Raw genomic sequence first — 19342 nt, 5'->3', positions numbered from 1 at the left:
CCCTCGGAGGCGCCGAAGCCCGAAGAATCGGCTTCAGATGCGTCCGACGCGGACCCGCCACCATCTCCCGCGCCCAACTGCGCGGCGGCGAGAAGGGCCGCCCGGCTGGACGAGGCGCAGACCGGCGTGTTGCTGCGGCTGCTCGACATCGCCCTCGCCGCCCGGGTCGGCGGCGTCGCGCGGACGCCGCTGGCCGCGGCCGCGCACGGCGTCCGGCTCACCCTCACCCCGGCGCCGGGCCGGTTCACCACCGTGCTCACCGCCGCTGGCCGGCTCCACATCGACGGGTACGCGCTGACCGTGACCGCCGCGACCCACACCGCAATCCGCCGCCCGGAGCTGGTCCCGGCATGAGCGAGCGTCAGCGAGCGAATCATCAGCACAGGGCCGGTGAGTCTCATGGCGGCACGGAGCGAAGGGGAGTGCCGGCATGAGCGATCCCATCCGGCATCGCTTCGCCGCCGACGTCAACGACCTGGAACTGGCCGACTACCAACGGGCCGTCCGGCTGGTGCTGCGCCACCCGCTGATCACGACGACCTGGCCCGACGAGCGGGCGCTGCCGCGGGTACGGCGGTTCGCCGCGACCCTGCGGCGGGACCTGTCCGAAGCGTTCGGCTACCGGCTGGAGCTGCACGGCGGCACGGCCCGGCTGATCCGGGCGAAGGACGAGCTGGACCCGACCCAGCCGGCCGTGTCGCGCACCGGCCGCCCGTTCGACCGCCAGCGGTACGCGTACCTGTCCCTGTGCCTGGCCGCGCTGGGCCGCGCCGGCATCCAGACCACCCTTACCGAGTTGGCCGACTCGGTGGCCGCCGACGCGAACCGCATCACCGGCCTGGGGCTTGATCCGGATCAGGGCGCGGATCGGCGGGCGTTCGTGGACGCCGTCGGCTGGCTGGAGGAGCGGGGCGCGCTGCGGGTGGCCGATGGGTCCAGCGCCGCCTGGGCCAGCGATCCCGGCGCGGGTGAGGCGCTGTACGACGTCGCCCGCGATGTGGTGTTCGCGCTGTTCCGGCCGACGCGGGTGTTGCAGCACGTCGAGTCGGTGGTGGCGTTGCTGGACCGGTCTGCGGCCCGCAGCGGCAACGCCGAGCGGCGGCACGCCGCTCAGCTCGCCCGGCGGGCGGTGGTGGAGTCACCGGTGGTCTACCTCGCCGACGTCGACCCGGCGGTCGCCAACCACCTGCGCGGCGCGCCGCTCGCCGCCGACCTGGCCCGGCTGACCGGGCTGCGGCTGGAACGGCGCGCCGAGGGGGTGCTGCTGGTGGACACCGCCGGTTTCACCACCGAGCGGTTCCCGGGCACCGGCTCGGTGGCGCAGGCGGCGGTGCTGCTCGCCGTGGAGATGGCCGACCGGGCTCTCGACCCGGACGGCCGCCGGGTCCGCCGGCTCGCCTCGCCCGGCCCGCGGGTCGGGCACCGCGCGCTGGTCGACCAGCTCGATTCCGGCCTGCCCACCGCCACGCTGGTGCTGCTCGACGACCCCGGGTCACCGCCGCCCGGTGACGAGCCGGACGGTGCGGCCGGCGAGGGTCGGCTGCCGTTCATCACCGACAGCTTCCTGCGGGACGCGGTCGGGGAGATCCTGCGCCGGTACGGGTCCGCGTTCGGCGCCCAGTGGCACGCCGACCCGGAGCGGCTGCGCAGCGAGGCGGTGGCGTTGCTGGACCGGTTCGGCGCGGTCACCCGGGTGCCGGGCGGCGTCCTGGTCCGGCCGCTGGTGGGCCGCTACCGCCACACCGTCGCCACCGTGCGGCCGCGGCCCTCCGCCGACACCCTCTTCTGACCTGGGAAAGCTGCTGTGATCGAACAACGAGCCGTCCGCCGATTCGCGCCCACCCGGGCCGGGATCATCAACCTGTGGGACTACCGCGACGAGGAGTTCCTCTTCGTCGACGGGTGGCTGGTGCTGCGCGGGCCGAACGGTTCCGGCAAGACCAAGGCGCTGGAGGTCCTCTTCCCGTTCGTGCTCGACGGGCGGATCGAGCCGCGCCGGCTCAATCCGTTCGCCAGCGAGGACCGGACCATGAAGTCGAACCTGCTCTACCGCGGGCAGGAGGTGGCCCACGCGTACGTGTGGATGGAGTTCGGCGACGGCGACTCGTACGTGACGGTCGGCATCGGGCTGCGCGCGCACCGGCACGTCGATCGGGTGATCCGCTGGCACTTTGTCACCGACGGTCGGGTCGGCGTGGACTTCTCTTTGCTGGACGCCGACGACCGGCCGCTGACCCGGCGTGACCTGATCGACCGGCTCGGCGCCGACGCGGTACGCGACTCCCCGGAGGACTACCGCCAGCTCGTCGATGCCCGGCTGTTCGGCCTCGGCCCGGCCCGCTACGAGCAGCTGCTCGACCTGGTGCTGACGCTGCGCAAGCCGCAGCTGGCCAAGGACCTCAACCCGGTCGAGCTGTCCCGCACCCTGCAGCGCGGCCTGCGCCCGATCGAGGACCACCTGCTCGTGGAGGCGGCCCGCTCGTTCGACGACATGGAGGCCGTCGCCCGTACCCTCGAAGGACTGGCCGCCGCGGACGCCGCCACCGCCGCCTTCCTCACGGTCTACTCCACCTACCTGCGCACCCACGCCCGCGCGGCGGCTGACCTGCTGACCGAGCGCCGTACGGCCGTCGCCGACCGGTCCGCGGCGCTCGCCGAGGCGCGCCGGGAGGCCGCGGCGGCGGCCGAGGCGGAGAGCCAATCCACCGGGCGGTTGCAGGCGGTGGAGGGCGAGCCGGGCCGGTTGCGCGCACACCTGGACAGCCTGAAGAGCTCGGCCGCGTATCAGTCCCACGAGCAGCTCGCCGACCTGGAACGGCACGTGCACGACCTGGCCGAGGCGGCCGAGCGGGCCCACCGGTCCGTCACCGTCGAGCAGGACGCCGCCGGGCGGCGGCGCGGCGAGTGGGAACGGGCCGTCCTGGCGACCCGGGACGCACGGGCCGGCGCGGAGCGTCTCGCCACCGAGCTGCTGCTCGACGCCGAGACCGCCGGGATCGTCTGGGCCGCCGCCGACGGTGCCCCGGAGGGACTGTCCGCGCGGCTCGCCGCCCGGGCCGGAGCCCGCCGCGACGACGTGCGCGCCGTGCGCGAGCAGGCGGCCCGGCACGCCCAGGCCGAACGCGACCACGCCCGGGCGGCCGCCGACGCGGCCGGCGCGGCCGACGCCCTGACCGAGGCCGAGCAGGCCGCGCAACGCGCCGAGCGTGCCCTGGCGGACGCTCGCGGGCAGGTGCGCACCGCCGTCGACCGGTGGGCGCAGGACTACGCCGGACTGCTGCCCGACCTCGACCGCCCGGACCTGCCGGCCCTGCTGGCCGCCGCCGTGGACGTGGCCGGCGAGCCCGGCGCGCCGACCCCGCGCGAGGTGTACGCGGACGCCACCGCCCCAGCCGTCGCACGGCACCGCGACCGCCTCGCGGAGCTGACGGCGCACCGCGCGGCACTGGCCGACCGCGTTGCCGAGCTGGCGGCGGAACGGGACCGGATCGCCGCCGAGCACGACGACGCGCCGCCGGCCCCGGTGACCCGTCCCGCCCCGCGCGCCGGCCGGCCCGGCGCACCCCTGTGGCGGCTGGTCCGCTTCGCCGACGCGGTGCCCGAGGCGACCGCCGCGGCCATCGAGGCGGCCCTGCACGCGGCCGGCCTGCTGGACGCCTGGCTGCACCCCGACCCCGACCTCGCGGCAGACGCGGTGGCCGGCGAGGACCTGGACGGCTACCTGCTGCCCCTGCCGCCGCAGCGGCGCCCCGCCGGCGCGACCCTCGCCGACGTGCTGGTCGCCGAGGAACAGGACGAGGTGCCCGCCGAGCGGATCCGCGACCTGCTGTCCTCGGTGGCGTTGGCGGAGGTGGTTGACCCACAGGACACAGCGGCGGTCACCGTCGGCGCCGACGGCCGATACGCCCAGGCCGTCGGCGTCGGCCGGTTCACCAAGGCCCGCTGCGAGTACATCGGCGCGACCGCCCGAGCGGCGCGGCGTGCCGCCCGGCTCGCCGACTGCGACCGGCAACGCGCCGTGCTCGACGCCGAGCTGCGCACCGTCGACGAACAGCGGTCGGCGATCGAGCGGCGGCTGGCTGCCGTGGCGGCGGCCGCCGGGCAGCTGCCGCCGCTCACCGCGATCCACACCGCGCTGCGCGAGGTGGAGCGGGCGGCGGTCACGCTGCGCAACCGGCAGGAGTCCGCAGCCGCGGCGAACGCGCGCCTGGACCAAGCCCTGGCCGAACGGGCCGCGGTCACCACCGCGCTGCAGCGGGTCATCGCGGAGCGGTCCCTCCCGCTGGACCGCCTGGACGCCACCGCCGACGCCGTCGACCGGTTCGAGAAGCGGGGGGTGCGCCTGGAAGGCGCGCAGCCGGCCGCCACCCGCGCCGCCGAGCAGGAGGCGCAGGCGCAGCAGCGCCACGAGGAGGCCATCGACCGGCTCGCCGTCGCCGAGGACGCGGCACGCGTGGCAGCCGAGCGACACCGGGAGAAGGCCGAGGCGTATCGGACGCTGCGGGCCACCGTCGGCGCCGAGGCGGAACGGGTGCTGGCCGACGTGGCGCGCACCGCCGACGAGATCATCGAAGCGGAGGCGGCCGTCGAGCGGGCCCGCGCCGACCTGAGCGCCGCCCAGCAGCGGCGGGCCGCTGCCGTCACGCGGGTGGAGTTGAGCGAGCAGGCCGTCGCTGCCGCGGTGGCCGAGGCGCACCACGACGCGCTGCGGCTGCGCCCGTACGCTCGACCGGACCTGCTGGGGCTGCTGCGCTGCCCGGCGGACCTGCGCTGGCCGGCCCGGGCGACGGACGACGGCCCCGGCGCCGACCTTGATCCGCAGGTGGCTGCCCTGCACGAGGCGATCCTCGCCGCCACCAGGGAGCTCAGCCCGACCGAGACCTCGCTCAAGCAGAGCGCCACCCGGCTCACCACCGCGCTGACCGAACTGCAGGCGCAGCTGCCGGCGGCCGGGCTGGACCAGCGGCCCGAGTGGGACACCGACGATGGAGTCATCATCGTCCGGGTCGCCGACGAGCAGGGACTCACGCCGGTGGCGCACTTCGCCGACCGGATCGCCCGTGAGCGACGCGACCAGGAACAGCTGCTCACCGACGCCGAGCAGCGGGTGCTGGAGGACGCACTGCTCGGCCAGCTCGCCCGGCAGATCCATCACCGCACCATCGAGGCCCGCGACCTGGTCGAGGCGATGGACACCCAGATGCGGGCCCGCCGGATGTCCTCCGGACTGACCGTCGGCGTCGGCTGGCGGCTCGCCGACGACCTCGACCCCGAGCAGCGGGAGGTGTGCAAGCTGCTGGAACGCGACCCGGCCCGGCTGGGGCCGGCGCAGCTCACCACCATGCGGCGGCACTTCGCCGCGCGGATCAAGGCGGCTCGCGCGATGCACCCCGAGCGGCCGTACCGGGAACTGCTGGGTGAGGTGCTCGACTACCGGCAGTGGCGGACGTTCGCCTTCACCCTGCACCGACCCGGTGGCGGCACCGAGGCTCTGACCCGTGCCCGGCACAGCCAGCTCTCCGGTGGCGAGCAGTCCGTGTCGCTGCACCTGCCGCTGTTCGCCGCCGCGAACGCCCTGTTCGGCTCGGCCCGGCCGGACGCGCCCCGGCTTCTTGGCTTGGACGAGGCGTTCGCGGGGGTGGACGACACCGGCCGGGGCGAGCTGATGGCGCTGGCGAAACAGTTCGACCTGGACCTGTTCATGACCGGATACGACCTGTGGGCCACCCATCCGGCGGTCCGCGGCGCGGCCCACTACGACCTGTCACACTCCACTGTCGAGCACACGGTCTCCACCCTGCTGCTGGTGTGGGACGGCTCGGTCAACGTCGCCGACTTCGACGGGACGCTGGCCCGTGCGCTCGGCTCGCCAGAGACCCGCCGCGCGCCGGGCACCGCTGATCCGATCGACCCGTCCGAACTCGTCCTCGACCTCGCCGACGAATGAGCGCGCGCCCACGGCCGCCGGCCGGCCACGCCGATCCGGCTGGCCAGCCGGCCACCCAGGCCGGCCTCGCTTCCGGCCCACCCGGGCAGACCGACTCCGGCTGGCGGCGGCTACCCGACGACCCGGGTTGGCGGCGGCTGCTGACCGCCGCCCGGCGCAGCCTCGAGCGGACCGGCGGACGGCTCGATGTCGCCGTGACCCTGACATCCCCCACCGACGACGAACGACTGGTGATCATCGGGATCAGCGGTGCCCACCGGTCCGCCGGGTCGGCGAGGCTCAGCGTGCGCCTCAGCGACGTGGACGACCACCTCCGCGCGGTCCACGGGGTAGGCCTGCGCGACTTGCTCTCCGCGGCCGACCCCCTGCGCAACCGGCCCGCCGAGGCGGAGCACGAGGCCAGGGCTCGGGCTGCCCTGCTCACCGTCGCCCGGGCCAGCCGGCACGCCACCGCCGGCTGGTACGGCGACTGGCTCGACGCCCTGCGCCGCGACGGCACTCTCACCCGCGCCGTCCGAGCCGGCCTGCCGTTCGGTGACGTGCTGCGCGTGCTCGACGCCTTGCCCGCACCGGACGAGCCCATTCCGGTCTTTGCCGACCGGGTGCTCGACGACACGAAGGCCCTGGCCGACGGCCCGCTACGGGGGCTCGTGCTGCGGGCCCTCGCCGCCTGGCAGCAGATGCCGGTGCCCACCGGCGGGGAGCCGGAGCGGGCCCTGTGGGAATCCGTCGGGCTGGTCCCCGACGACCTCGCCAGCCAGGTGCTGGTGCTCAACGTACCTGCCACCGGCGGCCTGCTCGGACGGTGGCTGACCGAGGCCGCAGATGCGGGCGTGCCGGTGCGGGTCACCCTGCACCAGCTTCGCCTCGCCCCGCTCACGCTGACCTGCGACGAGATCTTCGTCTGCGAGAACCCGGCGGTGCTCCGGGCCGCCACCGCCGCGCTCGCTGCGCAGGCGCCGCCGCTGGTCTGCACCGAGGGCGTGCCCGCGGTGGCGGTGCACACCCTGCTGCAGGCAGCGCGGGGCGCCGTGATCCGGTGGCGCAACGACCTGGACTGGACCGGCGTACGACTGACCGCCGGGGCCCTCGCGCGTTACCCGATGGCGGTTCCCTGGCGGATGAGCACGACCGAGTACGAGACCGCCGCCGTGTCAGGGCCAGCCCTGATCGGCGCCCCCGCCCCGACGCCCTGGGAGCCGACGCTGGCCGAGGCGATGCGCCGTGCCGGGCGCGCGGTGATGGAGGAGCGGCTGATCGACCTCCTGCTGAACGATCTGCGCGAAGCAGGGTGTTGACTGCTTCGCGCCGGCCACGCCCCTGCGCTCGCCGTCCGCGCCGGTGGCTGATCCGTGCGCGAGCGAGACTGTCGGCGTGTCGCCCGTTCCGAAGTGGCCGTTTCGTCGTACCCGCAGAGTACGACTGACTCCAGACCGATGAGTTTCGGCGCGGCGGCGGGTCCTCACTCGAGAGCACTGCCGGACGGAGCGGAAGGACGAGGGTATGAGTGGCGTACGGGTGCTGGCGGGCACGCGCAAGGGCGCGTTCGTGCTGACCTCAGACGGCAGGCGGAGCGACTGGACCGTCCAGGGGCCGCTCTTCGGCGGCTGGGAGATCTACCATTTCACCGGGTCGCCGGCCGACCCGGACCGGCTCTACGCCTCGCAGTCCGGCGGCTGGTTCGGGCAGCTGATCCAGCGCTCGGACGACGGCGGCAAGACCTGGAACACGGTCGGCAACGACTTCGCGTACGCGGGCGAGGTCGGTGAGCACCTCTGGTACGACGGCACCCCGCGGCCGTGGGAGTTCAAGCGCATCTGGCACCTCGAGCCGTCCCGCGACGACCCCGACACCGTGTACGCGGGCGCCGAGGACGCCGCCCTCTACCTCACCACCGACGGCGGGCAGAAGTGGACCGAGCTCACCGCCCTGCGTACGCACCCGACCGGGCCGTCGTGGCAGCCCGGGGCCGGCGGCCTGTGCCTGCACACGATCATCCTGGACCCGGCGCACCAGGGCCGGATCTACGCGGCCATCTCGGCGGCGGGCGCGTTCCGCAGCGACGACGGCGGCGCCAGCTGGCTGCCGATCAACAAGGGCCTCCGCTCGGGGGAGATCCCCGATCAGGACGCCGAGGTCGGCCACTGCGTGCACCACATCACCCAGCACCCGTCCCGGCCGGACACCCTGTTCATGCAGAAGCACTGGGACGTCATGCGCAGCGACGACGCGGGTGCGAACTGGCGCGAGGTCAGCGGCAATCTGCCGTCCGACTTCGGCTTTCCGATCGCGGTGCACGCGCACGAGCCGGAGACCATCTACGTCGTGCCGATCAAGAGCGACTCGGAGCACTACCCGCCGGAGGGCAGGCTGCGCGTCTACCGCAGCCGCACCGGGGGTGATGAGTGGGAGCCCCTGACCAAGGGGCTGCCGCAGTCCGACTGCTACGTCAACGTGCTGCGCGACGCGATGGCGGTCGACACCCTCGACCCGTGCGGGATCTACTTCGGCACCACCGGTGGCCAGGTGTACCACTCGGCCGACGGCGGCGACAGCTGGGCGCCGATCGTCCGGGACCTGCCGCCCGTGCTCTCCGTGGAAGTCCAGGTGCTGCCGTGATCCGGGTCGTCCTCCCGGCCCACCTGAAGAACCTGGCTCACGTCACCGGCGAGGTCCGCCTCGAGGTGACCGGCCCGCACGCCGGGCCGGTCACCCCGCGCCAGGTGCTGGACACCCTCGAGGCGCGCTACCCGATGCTGCTCGGCACCATCCGCGACCGCCACAGCGGCAAGCGCCGCGCCTTCGTCCGCTTCTACGCCTGCGAGGAGGACCTGTCCAACGAGTCGCCCGACACCCCCCTGCCCGAGCGGGTCGTCACCGGCGAGGAGCCGTTCATCATCCTCGGAGCCATGGCCGGCGGGTAACTCACCGTAGTCCAGCAGGCATATTCAGCCGCCGATGCGGGTAGAAGGACGTCACTGCATCGCAGCGGATCCGGGGCGGCACCGTCCGGCGTCGCGGTGCCCCCGGTCACCGCGCCCGAAGGAGGGTGATCGACATGTCCCCCGCGCCCGCGCCACGGCCGGCACTCGCCGTCCCGTCGGTGCCTCGCAGCTACGTGCGGTACCTGCAGGCCAAGCTGCTGGAGGCCGAGGCCGGCCTGACCGCGATGAACGAGAAGTACGACCGGACCAAGGCCCGCTTCGACCGCTGCTACGCCCGCCGGGGCATCAGCCCGGAGACCGACATCGTCAACTACATCAACGCGAAGTCGATCAACCCGGAGCTCAAGTTCTGGTACGGCAAGGTCGAGCACTTCCAGCGGGAGGTGGCCGCCTACGGGGCGGCGCTGACCGGGCTCGACGCCGCGCGCCGGCTGCTCGGCGACGACGGCTACCGGGTCCAGGAGCACGGACGGCCGCGCAACCGGCGCGCCCTGAACCGTGCAGGGTGACGCCGTGGCCCGACGACCCGCGCCCGTCCCGATAGGAGTTCTACGGTCACGCCGCCCGGTGGTTGTTGGAGCGCCCCACCCGCTGGATGAGGTGCTCCACCCACCGCTGGAACTTGTTGCTGGTCCCGCCGAGCAGCCCGGCCAGGTCGTCCTCGGTCAGGCCGCCCCGGGCGGCCAGCGACTCGACCAGCGTCCGCAGCTTCCGGTGGTCGTCGTCGTCCGAGCCGGCGTCCGGGGCGCTGGTGCCCAGATGGCGTTGCAGGTCCTGGAGGATGTCCATCATCTGCGGCAGCGTCTCGATGACCTGTGACAGGCCGGCCTCGTGCGGGCTGGACGACCCGCGCAGGTCCTGCAGGGTGAGCGCGACCGACATCGGGGTGACGATGTCGGCGTCCCCGCTGATCGCGTCGATGGCCCGGCCGAGTTGCTCCTTGGCGGCGTGCACACTGTCGAGGTCGGTGTGATCGACCATGATCGTCCGCATCCCCTGCACGTCGAAGGGGAGCTGCTGCCCCTTCGCCATCAACTGCACGAAGGGCTTCCGGAGCGCGTGCCGGACCGCCAGCTCGTAGAAGACGTTGGCGTTCTGGTCGGTCAGGTCGGCGATGACGAGGTCGTTGCGGATGATGCGGTCGAGCACGTGCGAGGTGATGAGGCCGCCGCGTTCGATTTCGTCACCGCGTACGGCGACGAAGCCCCGCTCCTCCACCACCGGCCGGATGACGTGCTTGAGGACCTGGTCGCTGCGTTTGCGGATCTCCGACCCCTCCGGGCCGATCGGTGCGATGACGAAACACTCACGACGGGTGGTCTGGTCGTTACCGTCCCCCATGGACCCAGCGTAGTGGAGAGCCGTCACCTCACGCGTGCCGGTGCGCGCTCCCAGCGGGCCCGGTGCGCGTCCAGCAGCCGGGTGGCCTCGGCCGCGGCCTCCGGCGTGACCGGCTCCCCGGCCCAGCCGTCGAGGACGCCGACCATGCCGTCGACCAGGCGCCGCCCCACCGGGGTCAGCCGCCGCCGCTCGGCCAGCACCCGCGCGGTGTCCCCGGCCGCCCTGGTCCACCGGACGAACTCGACCTCGGCGCGGTGCCGCTCCGCCCGGCTCCGCGTCACCTGTCGCTGCCGCCGCCAGAACCCCGCCACCCCGAGGTGGGCGTACACGCCGTGCAGCAGGCCCTCCAGCGGGCGCGGGTCCGGGCGCCACGGCGCGTAGCGGAATTCCGGTGGCCCCGGCTCCACCAGGGCGAACAGGTCCGCCAGCGCGGCCAGCTTGAGGTGCTGGATCTCGTGCGCGAGGGTGACGGCGGCGGACCGGCCGTCCGGCGGCAGCGACATGGCCACCGACCCGAAGGCGTGGTGGAAGGTGCCGCTGCGGGTGCCGGCCGGGGGAGGGGCGATCGGCAGCAGTGCGCGCAGCGCCCCGGAGACCTCCTCGGCGACCGGCCGGTGATCGTCGACCAGGATCCGCCACGCCGCGTCGAGGCGGTGCCGCCAGCGCCGCGGGTCGGTCACGCCGCCGGCCCGGTGGCCGTCGCCGACGCCGGGGACGTGCCGCCAGGTCCGGGTGTCCAGCAGCAGGGACAGCGGCAGCCCGTCGCGCGCGAGCCGCAGCCGGGGTACGGGCAGCCACCGCCGGTCACCCGGCGGGCCGTCGCCGATCTCGATCCGCTCGCCGGCGCACCGCACCTGCGCGCGCCCGCCGGCGCACCGCACCCGGGCCCGGGTCGCCCGCGCCGGGATCAGCACCGTGCCCAGGCCGGGCAGGTCGAGGTGGCCGGGCGCGCCGGGCGCGAGCGGGACGTCGAGGTCGGCGTCGATGCCGGACCGGACGGCCGCGGCCACCGCCACGGCCGCCAGCAACCCGGGGTACGCCGAGCGGTCCCCCCGGTGCAGCAGCGACGCGGTGCCGAACGCCCACGCGGCGACCGGCGGATGCCCGAGCGCCGCCGCCCGCTCGTCGGGGCGCAGGCTCGCCAGGACGTCGTACGCCGCCTCGACCGCCGCCCGGTCCGGATGCCCGCTCTCGCGTGCCAGCAGCACCAGGGCCCGTACCAGCAGCAGGGTCTTGCTGCGCTGCGCGGACCGCAACCGGTCGACGGCGTCCGGCCCGCCGCGGCCGGCGGCGAGTTCGTCGAGGACCGCCCGCGGCAGCCGGTGCACGGGCGGGTTCACCGCACCGCCGCCCGCAGCGCCGCCACGTCCCGGCGCACGGTGTGCCGGATGTGGCCGATGAGCGGGTACAGGTCGGGGCAGTAGACCGACGGGTTGTCGAAGCCGCTGCCGGTGCGGTAGCGGTGGGTGCGCAGCCCGCCGCCGCACACCCGGGCCACGTCGCAGGCGCGGCAGGTCGCGCAGAGCGCGTCCAGGCCGGCCTGCTGCGCCCGCACCGCCGGCAGGTCGAGGGCGGCGTCGAACGGGTCCCGGGCCACGTGCAGGCCGGTACGGGCCGCGTCGGGGTGCGCGGCGCCGAGCGTGTCGTCCAGCTCGACGGCGCCGTCGGTCTGCACCACCGCCACCGCCACCGGGCTGGTGCCCACCCCGGCCAGCCGGGAGGCGCCGCCGAGCAGCACCTGGATGATCTCGTCGAAGAGGCGCACCCGGATCTGCTGGCCGGGTGTGTGGTACCACTCGTCGAAGACCGCGGTCAGCCACGCCGCGTACGGCGCCTGCCGGGAATCGGGTGCCCGTCCGGGCGGGGGAGCGCTCCAGCTGCCGTGCGGCAGCAGGAAGTCGACCGCCGGTGGCCGGTGTGCCAGGAGGCTGCGGTAGGTGGTGACCGGGTCGTTGCGCAGGTCGACCGTGCACAGCAGACCATTGAACAGGTGCGGGTACCCGTCGGTCAGCCGGCGCAGCCTGGCCGTGACCCGGTCGTGGCTGCCCCGCCCGTCGGGTCCGCGCCGGTGCCGGTCGTGGGCGGCCCGGTCGCCGTCGAGGCTGACGCTGACCCCGACGTCGAGCCGGTCGAACAGGCGCAGGAACGCCTCGTCCAGCCGGGTGCCGTTGGTCTGCACCGTCATCCGTACCGGCACCGGCGCGGCGAACTGTCGGATTTCCGTCACCGCCCGTTCGATCCGGGCGGACCCGGCGAGTAGCGGCTCGCCGCCATGCAGGATGACGGCCACCCGGTCGAGCCGGTGCGCCCGAGCGTGCTCGCCGATCCGCCGGGCCGTCCAGTCGAGCACCCGATCCGGCATGGACCGGGGCCGGGACCGCCAGCGCTGGTCGGCCATCGTGTAGACGTAGCAGTGATCGCAGGCCAGGTCGCACCGGCTGTGCAGCTTGACCACGAACTGTCGGAACGCGACGGCCGGCGCGCGGCGGGCCGCCGTGCCGCCGGCCGGCCGGTGGCCGTCGTCGGATCCGGGCATCGGCCGCTCCGCGGTCAGGTCGGCGGCCGGGGTCGAGCCGCCGGGGAAACGCCCACAGTACATCGACGAGCACCGCTCGGCTGGCCGTCGTCGGCCCGGGTGACCCGCCCACGCCGGCGTCCGGTGTCGACGGTGCCGGCCGGCTCGCCCCGGCGGCGCGTTCGTCGGCGCAGGCCACCGCGGATGCCGCACGCCGTTATCATGAGCACACGCAGCGGATCTGGCCACCGGTCGATGTCCGGCTTCGTGGCAGGGCGACCGTGGTGTGGGACGCAGACAGGCGGTGATCGGGGGATGGACACCGGGGAGGACGTGTTGCGCTCCGATCTGATCGATCTCACCGATCTGGATCCCGCCGCGCTCGACGCGTTGCCGAGCGCGGTCCTCGTGGCGGCCCTGCGCCGGCTGGAACGCCGCAGCGCCGCCCCCGGCGGCCAGTACGCGGGCTTCGAGAGCGCCCTCGATGGCGAGGACTGAACCGGTGGGCGGCCCGTCGACCCTGGCCGGCGTGCCACACCGGCGAACCGCCCCCGCCGCCCGGGCCAGCACCGACGACACCCCCGGCACCGGCACCATCGTCTCCTTCGTGTCGCCGACCAACGGCACCGGGCGCAGCAGCGCGGTCGCCAACGTCGCCTGGATCCTCGCCGGCAACGGCAGACGGGTCCTCGCCGTCGACTGGTGTGCCCGCACCCCGAGGGTCTACGACTACCTCCGCTCCTTCCAGGTCGACGCCGAACCGGCAGCCAATGTGCTCGGCCTCGAGCTCGCCAACCTGATCTGCCCGCACCCGGACGGGCCGTCGCACCGGGCGCCCGCGGTGATCGCCCCGGCCGCGCCGGACCAGGGCACCCTCTACCGGTACGCGGTGCCGGGATCGAGCTTCGTGTTCGACATGGTCGGGGTCGGCGCCGACGCCGAGGCCCGGCCCGACGGGGACGCGGCGCGGATCCGGCAGCTGCTGCAGCACGCGCCCTACGACTACATCCTGATCGACACCCCGGTCGACCTCACCCTGCCGGGCATCACCCACACCGCGGTGCTCAGCGACGTCGCGGTGGTCTGCATGCCGCCCCGCCGGCAGGCGATGCAGCAGGCGGCCGAGCTGACCGGGCAGCTCCGGCGACAGGCCACCGGCGGCATCCGGGTGCTGGCCGCGCCGACGCTCCGGGACGTCAGCCAACCCTGGTACGGCGAGGACCGCGACTCCGCCCGGCGGGCCTTCGCCAAGCTGCTCGACGGGTCCGCCCGCGACGCGGCGTCCGACGTGGAGATCGTCGAGGTGCCCGAGCAGTCGTACGACACGTACGACGACGTGCTGGCCGCGCTGGCCGACCCGCCCGGCGACCCGAGCAGCCTGCTGGCGGCGTACGAGCGGATGGCGTCGTGGATCAGCGGCGGCGCGGTCGACCGTGCGGTCGTCGTGCCCGAGCGGATCCGCCGCCGCTACCGGCGCGGCGTGCTGCTGGAGCGGGCGGAGAGCATCGACGACATCGTCGTGCTCTACGACCCCGTCGACCGGCCGTGGGCCGACTGGATCGGCGGGCAGCTGCAACGGGCCGACGTCCACGTGCAGCGGCGCGCCGTGCGACCCGGCGTCCCGGTGGTGACCGAGGCGGACACCACCGTCCTGGCCGTGCTCTCCCCGAGCGTGCTCAGCGCGGTCGGCGCCCGCCTCGCCGCCCCGCCGACCGGCGCCGACGCCGACGACGCCGAGGTGCTCGGCGTGCTGACGGCCGGCCGCGAGGCACCGCGGGCCGACCCGAGCCGGGTCGTGGACCTGCGGACCGCCGACGGGGCCCGGGCGCAGTCGCTGCTACTGAGCCGGCTCGGTCTCATCGCCCCGGCCCAGCCCGGCGGCGACCCGCGCGTGGCCTCGCGCTATCCCGGCGAGGCGGACCGTCGGCTGCGGACCAACCTGCCGCCCCGCAACGAGTCCTTCGTCGGCCGTGGCGAATACCTGGAACGGCTGCGCGACCGGCTGACCGGCAACGGCGGCCCGGTGACCCTGACCGGCGGCGCCGGCGTCGGCAAGAGCGAGCTCGCCCGCGAGTTCGCCCACCGCTTCGCCTACGACTACGACCTGGTCTGGTGGATCCCCGCACAGGACCGGGAGACCGTGCAGACGAGCCTCGGCGAGCTGGCCGACGAGATCAACGCCGTGGACGGCGCCGGAGCCGCCGAGTCGGCGCTGGCGGCGCTGTCGACCCCCCGCGGCACCGTCACCCGATGGCTGCTGGTCTACGACAACGCCGACGACGGCACCGTGCTCTCCGCCGACCTGATGCCCCGCCCCGGCACCGGCCACGTGCTGATCACCTCGCGCGACGACGGCTCCTCCAACCTGCCCGCGCCACTGGAGGTCGCGGCGTTCACCAGCGACGAGAGCGTCGCCATGCTGCGGCGCGTGCTGGGCATCAGCACCGACGACGCCCGGGCCATCGCCGCCGCGCTGGAGCACCTGCCGCTGGCCCTGCGCCTCGCCACCGCCTGGATCCGGCAGAGCGCCCGAGCCCTGGAGCGCGACGGCGTACCCGGCCTCGAAGCGGTGGGCCGGTGCGTCGCCGAGTTGCTGGCCCGGCTGCGCCTGCGCCCCGACGCGGACCCGGCCGAGCGGATCCCCGGATCGCACACCTCCACCGTCGCCCGCGTCCTGGACATCACGCTCGCCACGCTCCGGCATGCCGAGTTCGGCCCCCTGGCGATCCACCTGGCCGAACTCGGCGCGTTCCTCTCGCCCGAGGGCATCGGGCTGCCGCTGCTGCGGTCGACGTCGATGCTGACCCAGCTCGCCGCCGCCGCCGACGTCGACGCGCAGGACCTGCTGCTCCGCGCCGGAGAGATCGACCTCGTGCTGACCGTCGGGGCGCGCTTCGCGCTGTACGACGTCGACTGGGGGCACGGCGCGGCGCTGCGGATGCACCGGGCCGTGCAGGTCCTGCTGCGCGAGGCGATCCCCGAGCCGCGCCGGCGCGAACGGCACCGCCAGGTCCTGCACGGCCTCGCCGGGTACGCGCCGACCGACCCGGAGGCCGACGACCCCCGCTACGGCGACATCTTCGAGGAACTGCAACGGCACCTCGTGCCCTCCGGCGCGCTGGAGTCCGACGACCCGCAGGTCCGGCACTGGGTCGTCAAGCAACTGCGCTACCTCTACCTGCTCAACGACAGCGACGCCTGGCAGTCGGCGTTGCAGCTGGCCGGCCCGGCGTGTGAGCGATGGCGGGCCGCCGGCGAGGTCGACCAGCTGACCATGCGGCTGTTCGTGCAGGCCGCCAACCTGCACCGGGCACTGGGCCACTACCAGGAGGCGTTGCGCCTCGACGAGGAGGTGCTCAGCGAGCAGCGCCGCCGCCACGGGCTGCGGCACTTCCGTACCCTGATCGCCGGCCGGGGTCGCGGCGGTGATCTGCGCGGCCTGGGCCGCTTCGAGGACGCCCTGGTCGAGGACCAGGCCACCTTCGCCGGCTTCCAGGCGGTGGTCGGCGACGACCACCCCAACACCCGGATGGCGGTCAACAATCTCGCCATCTCCTTCCTGCTCACCGGCGACGCGCGGGAGGCGCTGCGGCTCGCCCGCCAGGAACGCGACCGTCGGATGGCACTGTTCGGGCCGGAGGACCCGCGCACCTGGCGGGCGTCGTGTCAGGTGGGCACCTTCGAGCGGGAGGTCGGCGAGTACGACCAGTCGCTGGCCACCCTGCGCGAGGCGCTGGAACGCGTCCACGAGCTGCAGGCCGCCGGCCACCTCGACGAGCTGCGGGTCAACCGCAGCCTCGCGGTCACCGAGCGCCGCCTCGGCCTCACCATCGCGGCCAAGAAGCGCAGCGCCGAGACGTTCCGCGGCTACCGGGACCACCTCGGCGAGGACCATCCGCTCACCCGGGCCAGCCTGCTCAGCCTGGCCGTCGACTACCACCGGACCGGCGACGCCGCCATCGCCGTCCAGCACGCCATCCGCTGCCTGCGCGGCTACGAGCGGCAGCTGGAGGCCGGCCACCCGTTCACCGCGGTCTGCTCGGTCAACCTCGGGGTGTTCCAGCGCGGCGCCGGCGAGTACGACCAGGCCGTCCGCGACGGCGAACGAGGGCTGCGAGCGCTGCGGGCCCGACTCGGTGACGCCCACCCGTGGGCTCTGACGGCGGCGACCGCCCAGGCGGGCCACCTGGCCGCCCGCGGTGACCTGGACGAAGCCCTTCGGGTGCAGGAGGAGGCACACCTGACCGGCGTGCACTACCTCGGCCGGCGCCACCCGTGCAGCCTCGACGCCGCGGCCAACCTCGACGCCATCCGGGCGCTGCGCGACGGCACCGACGACGGGGTTCCCACCGCGCTGACCGACCCCGACATCGACGTGCCGCAGAGCTGAGGAGTGACGAGGTGACCGATCCGCAGCTGCTCGACGCCCTGGTGGAGGAGTCGGCCGAGCAGGACGTCCCGGGCTTCCGCAAGAAGCGGGACCTGTGCCGCGGGCTGCTGCTGCGCGACTGCGGCGTCTACCACGTCGCGCACTACACGGCCGGCGTACTCGACTTCGCGCTGGACCTGCTCGAGCACGACTCGGCCCCACCGGCGGTGGACGACGCCGACCTGCGGCAGCGCCGCGACGTCCACCGGCGGGTCGGCGCCCAACTGGTGTACCGGGCGACCGAACTCGACCGGCGGCTGTGGGAACTGCAGAGCGGCGCGTTGATCCGCACGGTCGCCCAGACCCGGGCCGGTCTGGTCTTCTGCAACTCGGTGGTCGGCAGCGAGCACGTGGTGGGCTTCGGCTCGGCCCCGCAGACCGCCAGCCCGGTGGCCGACCCGGCCCGGGTCGGCGAGATCGACCGGGCCGCCGCCGAACTCGCCACCGACCTGCGCCGGCTGGTCCGGCAACGGTCGCAGAATCCGGGCGGCTGGCTGACCGCCCGCGACGGGCAGCCGCTGCCGGACCCGCGCGTACCGTCCGCCGACACCGTCCCGCCGCACGTGAGCGGCTCGACCGGTCCCGACGGGATCCTCGCCGGGGCGCTGCGGCCCGCCGGGCTGCACTACCTCAGCCACCACCGGGCGGGGGAGCAGGTGGCGGCGGTCGACATCCTGGAGCACCCGGAGCTGGAGCCGTTCTTCAACCGGGGCGTCACCGTGCCCGACCGCCGCACCCGCTACCGGCGCCTCGCCGGTGATCTCTCGCTGCTGGCGCTGCAGGTCGGCCGGGACCTGCGCCGGGCCGTGGTCGGCGACGTCAGGCGGCTGGTGCTCGACGTGGAGATGGGTGCCGTCTACTACTACCGGCTCGCCCCGGACGACTACCTCTTCGGGGTGACCCTCGACCAGGAGGCGGTCAGCCAGGCGGACAACGCCATGTGGACGGTGGCCCGGCAGCTCACGAACGTCGCCGGCTGAGGATGGCCCTGACCCCCCTGGCCCGATCGGCGGCCGTGGTCGGCGCCGGGCTGGCCGGCCTGCTGCTGGCCTGGGCCGGTGACGTCCACGGGCTGGAGCGCTCTCCGGCCTACCTCCTGCTCGCCTCGACCCTGCTGGCGGTGGGGTTGGTCGGCAGCACCCGGGACATCAGCCTCGCCGACGTCCGGGCCCACCTGCCCACGGTGCTGCTCGCCGTGACGGTCGGGGTGATCGCCAAGGCGGCGCTCGTCGCCGGGATCATGTTCCTGGCCTTCCGCGACCCGGCGGTGCTGGTCCTCGGCGTCGCCGTCGCGCAGATCGACCCGCTGGCGGTGGCCGCGATGAGCCGCCCGGACCGGATGTCGCCGCGGGCCCGTTCGATCCTGTCGATCTGGGCCTCGTTCGACGACCCGGTTACCGTGCTGGTGACCGTCTACCTGGCCGCGGTCGCGCTGGACCTGCGCGGCGACGCCGGCACCCCGCCCGGCGTGCTCGGCGACCGCCCGGTCGACCTCCTGCTCGGCTTCGGCGCCAACCTCGCCTTCGCCGCGGTCGCCGGGTTGCTGTGGTGGCTGCTGCGGGCCGCCGGGCTCCGGGACGCCGGCCGGGCCGGGCACCGCACCCGGGCCACCCTGCGCTGGGTGGCCGTCGCCCTGCTGATCGGGCTCGTCCTCTTCGCCGCCTGGCAGTTCCTCATGCTCGGCCTGGCGATCGCCGGGCTCTTCTTCCGACCCCGCCTCGGCCCCGTCGTCGGCCGCGCCACCCAGGCCGCCTACCTCGTCGCCACGTTCCTGCTCGGCCTGCTGCTCGTGCAGGGCGTCACGGTGGTCGAAGGGCTAGTGCTCGGCCTGGCCGCCGTGGCCGCCCAGCTGCTGGTGTCCCTGCCCATCTCGCGGGGACTGCCGGCGACCGACCGACGCTACCTCGCCTGGGGGCAGCAGAACGGGCTGACCGCGGTGATCCTCGCCCTCGTGCTGGAGCGCACCTTCCCCGGCACGGTCGGCGTGGTCGCCCCCGCGATCATCGTGATCAACTCCATTCACGCGCTGGCCGCTGTGCTGCTCGACCGGCGCCGACGCGCCGAGACGGCACCGCCGGACAGCGACGCGGGGCTGCCCCGCATGCGCGAGACCCCGCCGACCAGGGCGCTCGAACCGGACCGGTGATCCCGGCCGCCGGTGCGGC

14 protein-coding genes are annotated in these 19342 nt (G+C 74.8%); 11 read left to right on the top strand and 3 right to left on the bottom strand.

Translation table 11 applies throughout. From position 1 onward, the window contains the following. From ABZ570_RS22200 to ABZ570_RS22170, 7 genes are all read left to right on the top strand, one after another. The coding region (locus ABZ570_RS22200; RefSeq protein WP_358066659.1) for a DUF2397 family protein at positions 1-354 on the top strand (354 nt) is incomplete at its 5' end. 76 nt (positions 355-430) lie between these two features. Next, positions 431-1789, top strand: coding sequence for a DUF2398 family protein (locus ABZ570_RS22195; RefSeq protein ID WP_358066656.1), 1359 nt, complete (start codon positions 431-433; stop codon positions 1787-1789). Between the two features lie 15 nt (positions 1790-1804). Further along, positions 1805-5947: a TIGR02680 family protein gene (locus ABZ570_RS22190; protein WP_358066653.1), complete on the top strand. Its 4143-nt coding sequence runs from the start codon at positions 1805-1807 to the stop codon at positions 5945-5947. Next, the gene (locus ABZ570_RS22185; RefSeq protein WP_358066650.1) at positions 5944-7245 is read left to right on the top strand and encodes a TIGR02679 domain-containing protein; all 1302 of its coding nucleotides are present in this window, start codon (positions 5944-5946) and stop codon (positions 7243-7245) included. The genes ABZ570_RS22190 and ABZ570_RS22185 overlap by 4 nt, the downstream gene beginning before the upstream one ends. Before the next feature lie 205 nt (positions 7246-7450). Continuing rightward, complete coding sequence (locus ABZ570_RS22180) at positions 7451-8566, top strand: exo-alpha-sialidase (RefSeq protein ID WP_358066647.1); 1116 nt, start codon at positions 7451-7453, stop codon at positions 8564-8566. Continuing rightward, positions 8563-8871, top strand: coding sequence for a MoaD/ThiS family protein (locus ABZ570_RS22175; protein ID WP_358066644.1), 309 nt, complete (start codon positions 8563-8565; stop codon positions 8869-8871). Before ABZ570_RS22180 ends, ABZ570_RS22175 begins: the two co-directional genes overlap by 4 nt. A 134-nt stretch (positions 8872-9005) precedes the next feature. Beyond that, positions 9006-9401, top strand: coding sequence for a hypothetical protein (locus ABZ570_RS22170; RefSeq protein ID WP_358066641.1), 396 nt, complete (start codon positions 9006-9008; stop codon positions 9399-9401). 46 nt (positions 9402-9447) lie between these two features. Here the strand turns inward: ABZ570_RS22170 and ABZ570_RS22165 are convergent, their stop codons facing one another. The 3 genes from ABZ570_RS22165 to ABZ570_RS22155 are packed head-to-tail and all read right to left on the bottom strand — an operon-like array spanning position 9448 to position 12832. After that, complete coding sequence (locus ABZ570_RS22165) at positions 9448-10233, bottom strand: hypothetical protein (protein ID WP_358066638.1); 786 nt, start codon at positions 10231-10233, stop codon at positions 9448-9450. 23 nt (positions 10234-10256) lie between these two features. Further along, a complete protein-coding gene (locus ABZ570_RS22160; protein WP_358066635.1) occupies positions 10257-11573 on the bottom strand; it encodes an HEXXH motif domain-containing protein in 1317 nt (438 codons plus the stop codon). Continuing rightward, on the bottom strand, positions 11570-12832 hold the full coding sequence (locus ABZ570_RS22155) for an FxsB family cyclophane-forming radical SAM/SPASM peptide maturase (protein WP_358066632.1): 1263 nt from the start codon (positions 12830-12832) through the stop codon (positions 11570-11572). Before ABZ570_RS22155 ends, ABZ570_RS22160 begins: the two co-directional genes overlap by 4 nt. Positions 12833-13063: 231 nt before the next feature. Between ABZ570_RS22155 and fxsA the strand changes: the two genes are divergently transcribed. From fxsA to ABZ570_RS22135, 4 genes are read left to right on the top strand one after another with little or no spacing between them, the layout of a single operon-like run. Further along, complete coding sequence (fxsA, locus tag ABZ570_RS22150; protein ID WP_358066630.1) at positions 13064-13246, top strand: FxSxx-COOH cyclophane-containing RiPP peptide; 183 nt, start codon at positions 13064-13066, stop codon at positions 13244-13246. A 31-nt stretch (positions 13247-13277) separates the two neighbouring features. Next, a complete protein-coding gene (gene fxsT, locus ABZ570_RS22145; RefSeq protein ID WP_358066627.1) occupies positions 13278-17138 on the top strand; it encodes an FxSxx-COOH system tetratricopeptide repeat protein in 3861 nt (1286 codons plus the stop codon). A gap of 11 nt (positions 17139-17149) precedes the next feature. Then, complete coding sequence (locus ABZ570_RS22140) at positions 17150-18157, top strand: hypothetical protein (RefSeq protein WP_358066624.1); 1008 nt, start codon at positions 17150-17152, stop codon at positions 18155-18157. A 2-nt stretch (positions 18158-18159) separates the two neighbouring features. Further along, positions 18160-19323 (top strand): hypothetical protein, encoded by a 1164-nt coding sequence (locus tag ABZ570_RS22135; RefSeq protein WP_358066621.1) that lies wholly within the window; start codon positions 18160-18162, stop codon positions 19321-19323. Positions 19324-19342: the final 19 nt, after the last annotated feature.

This window comes from Micromonospora sp. NPDC007271 (genome assembly GCF_040634005.1).
GTDB lineage: Bacteria > Actinomycetota > Actinomycetes > Mycobacteriales > Micromonosporaceae > Micromonospora.
The sequence above is the reverse complement of the archived record's forward strand: the minus strand, read 5'-3'. Positions and strand labels throughout refer to the sequence as shown.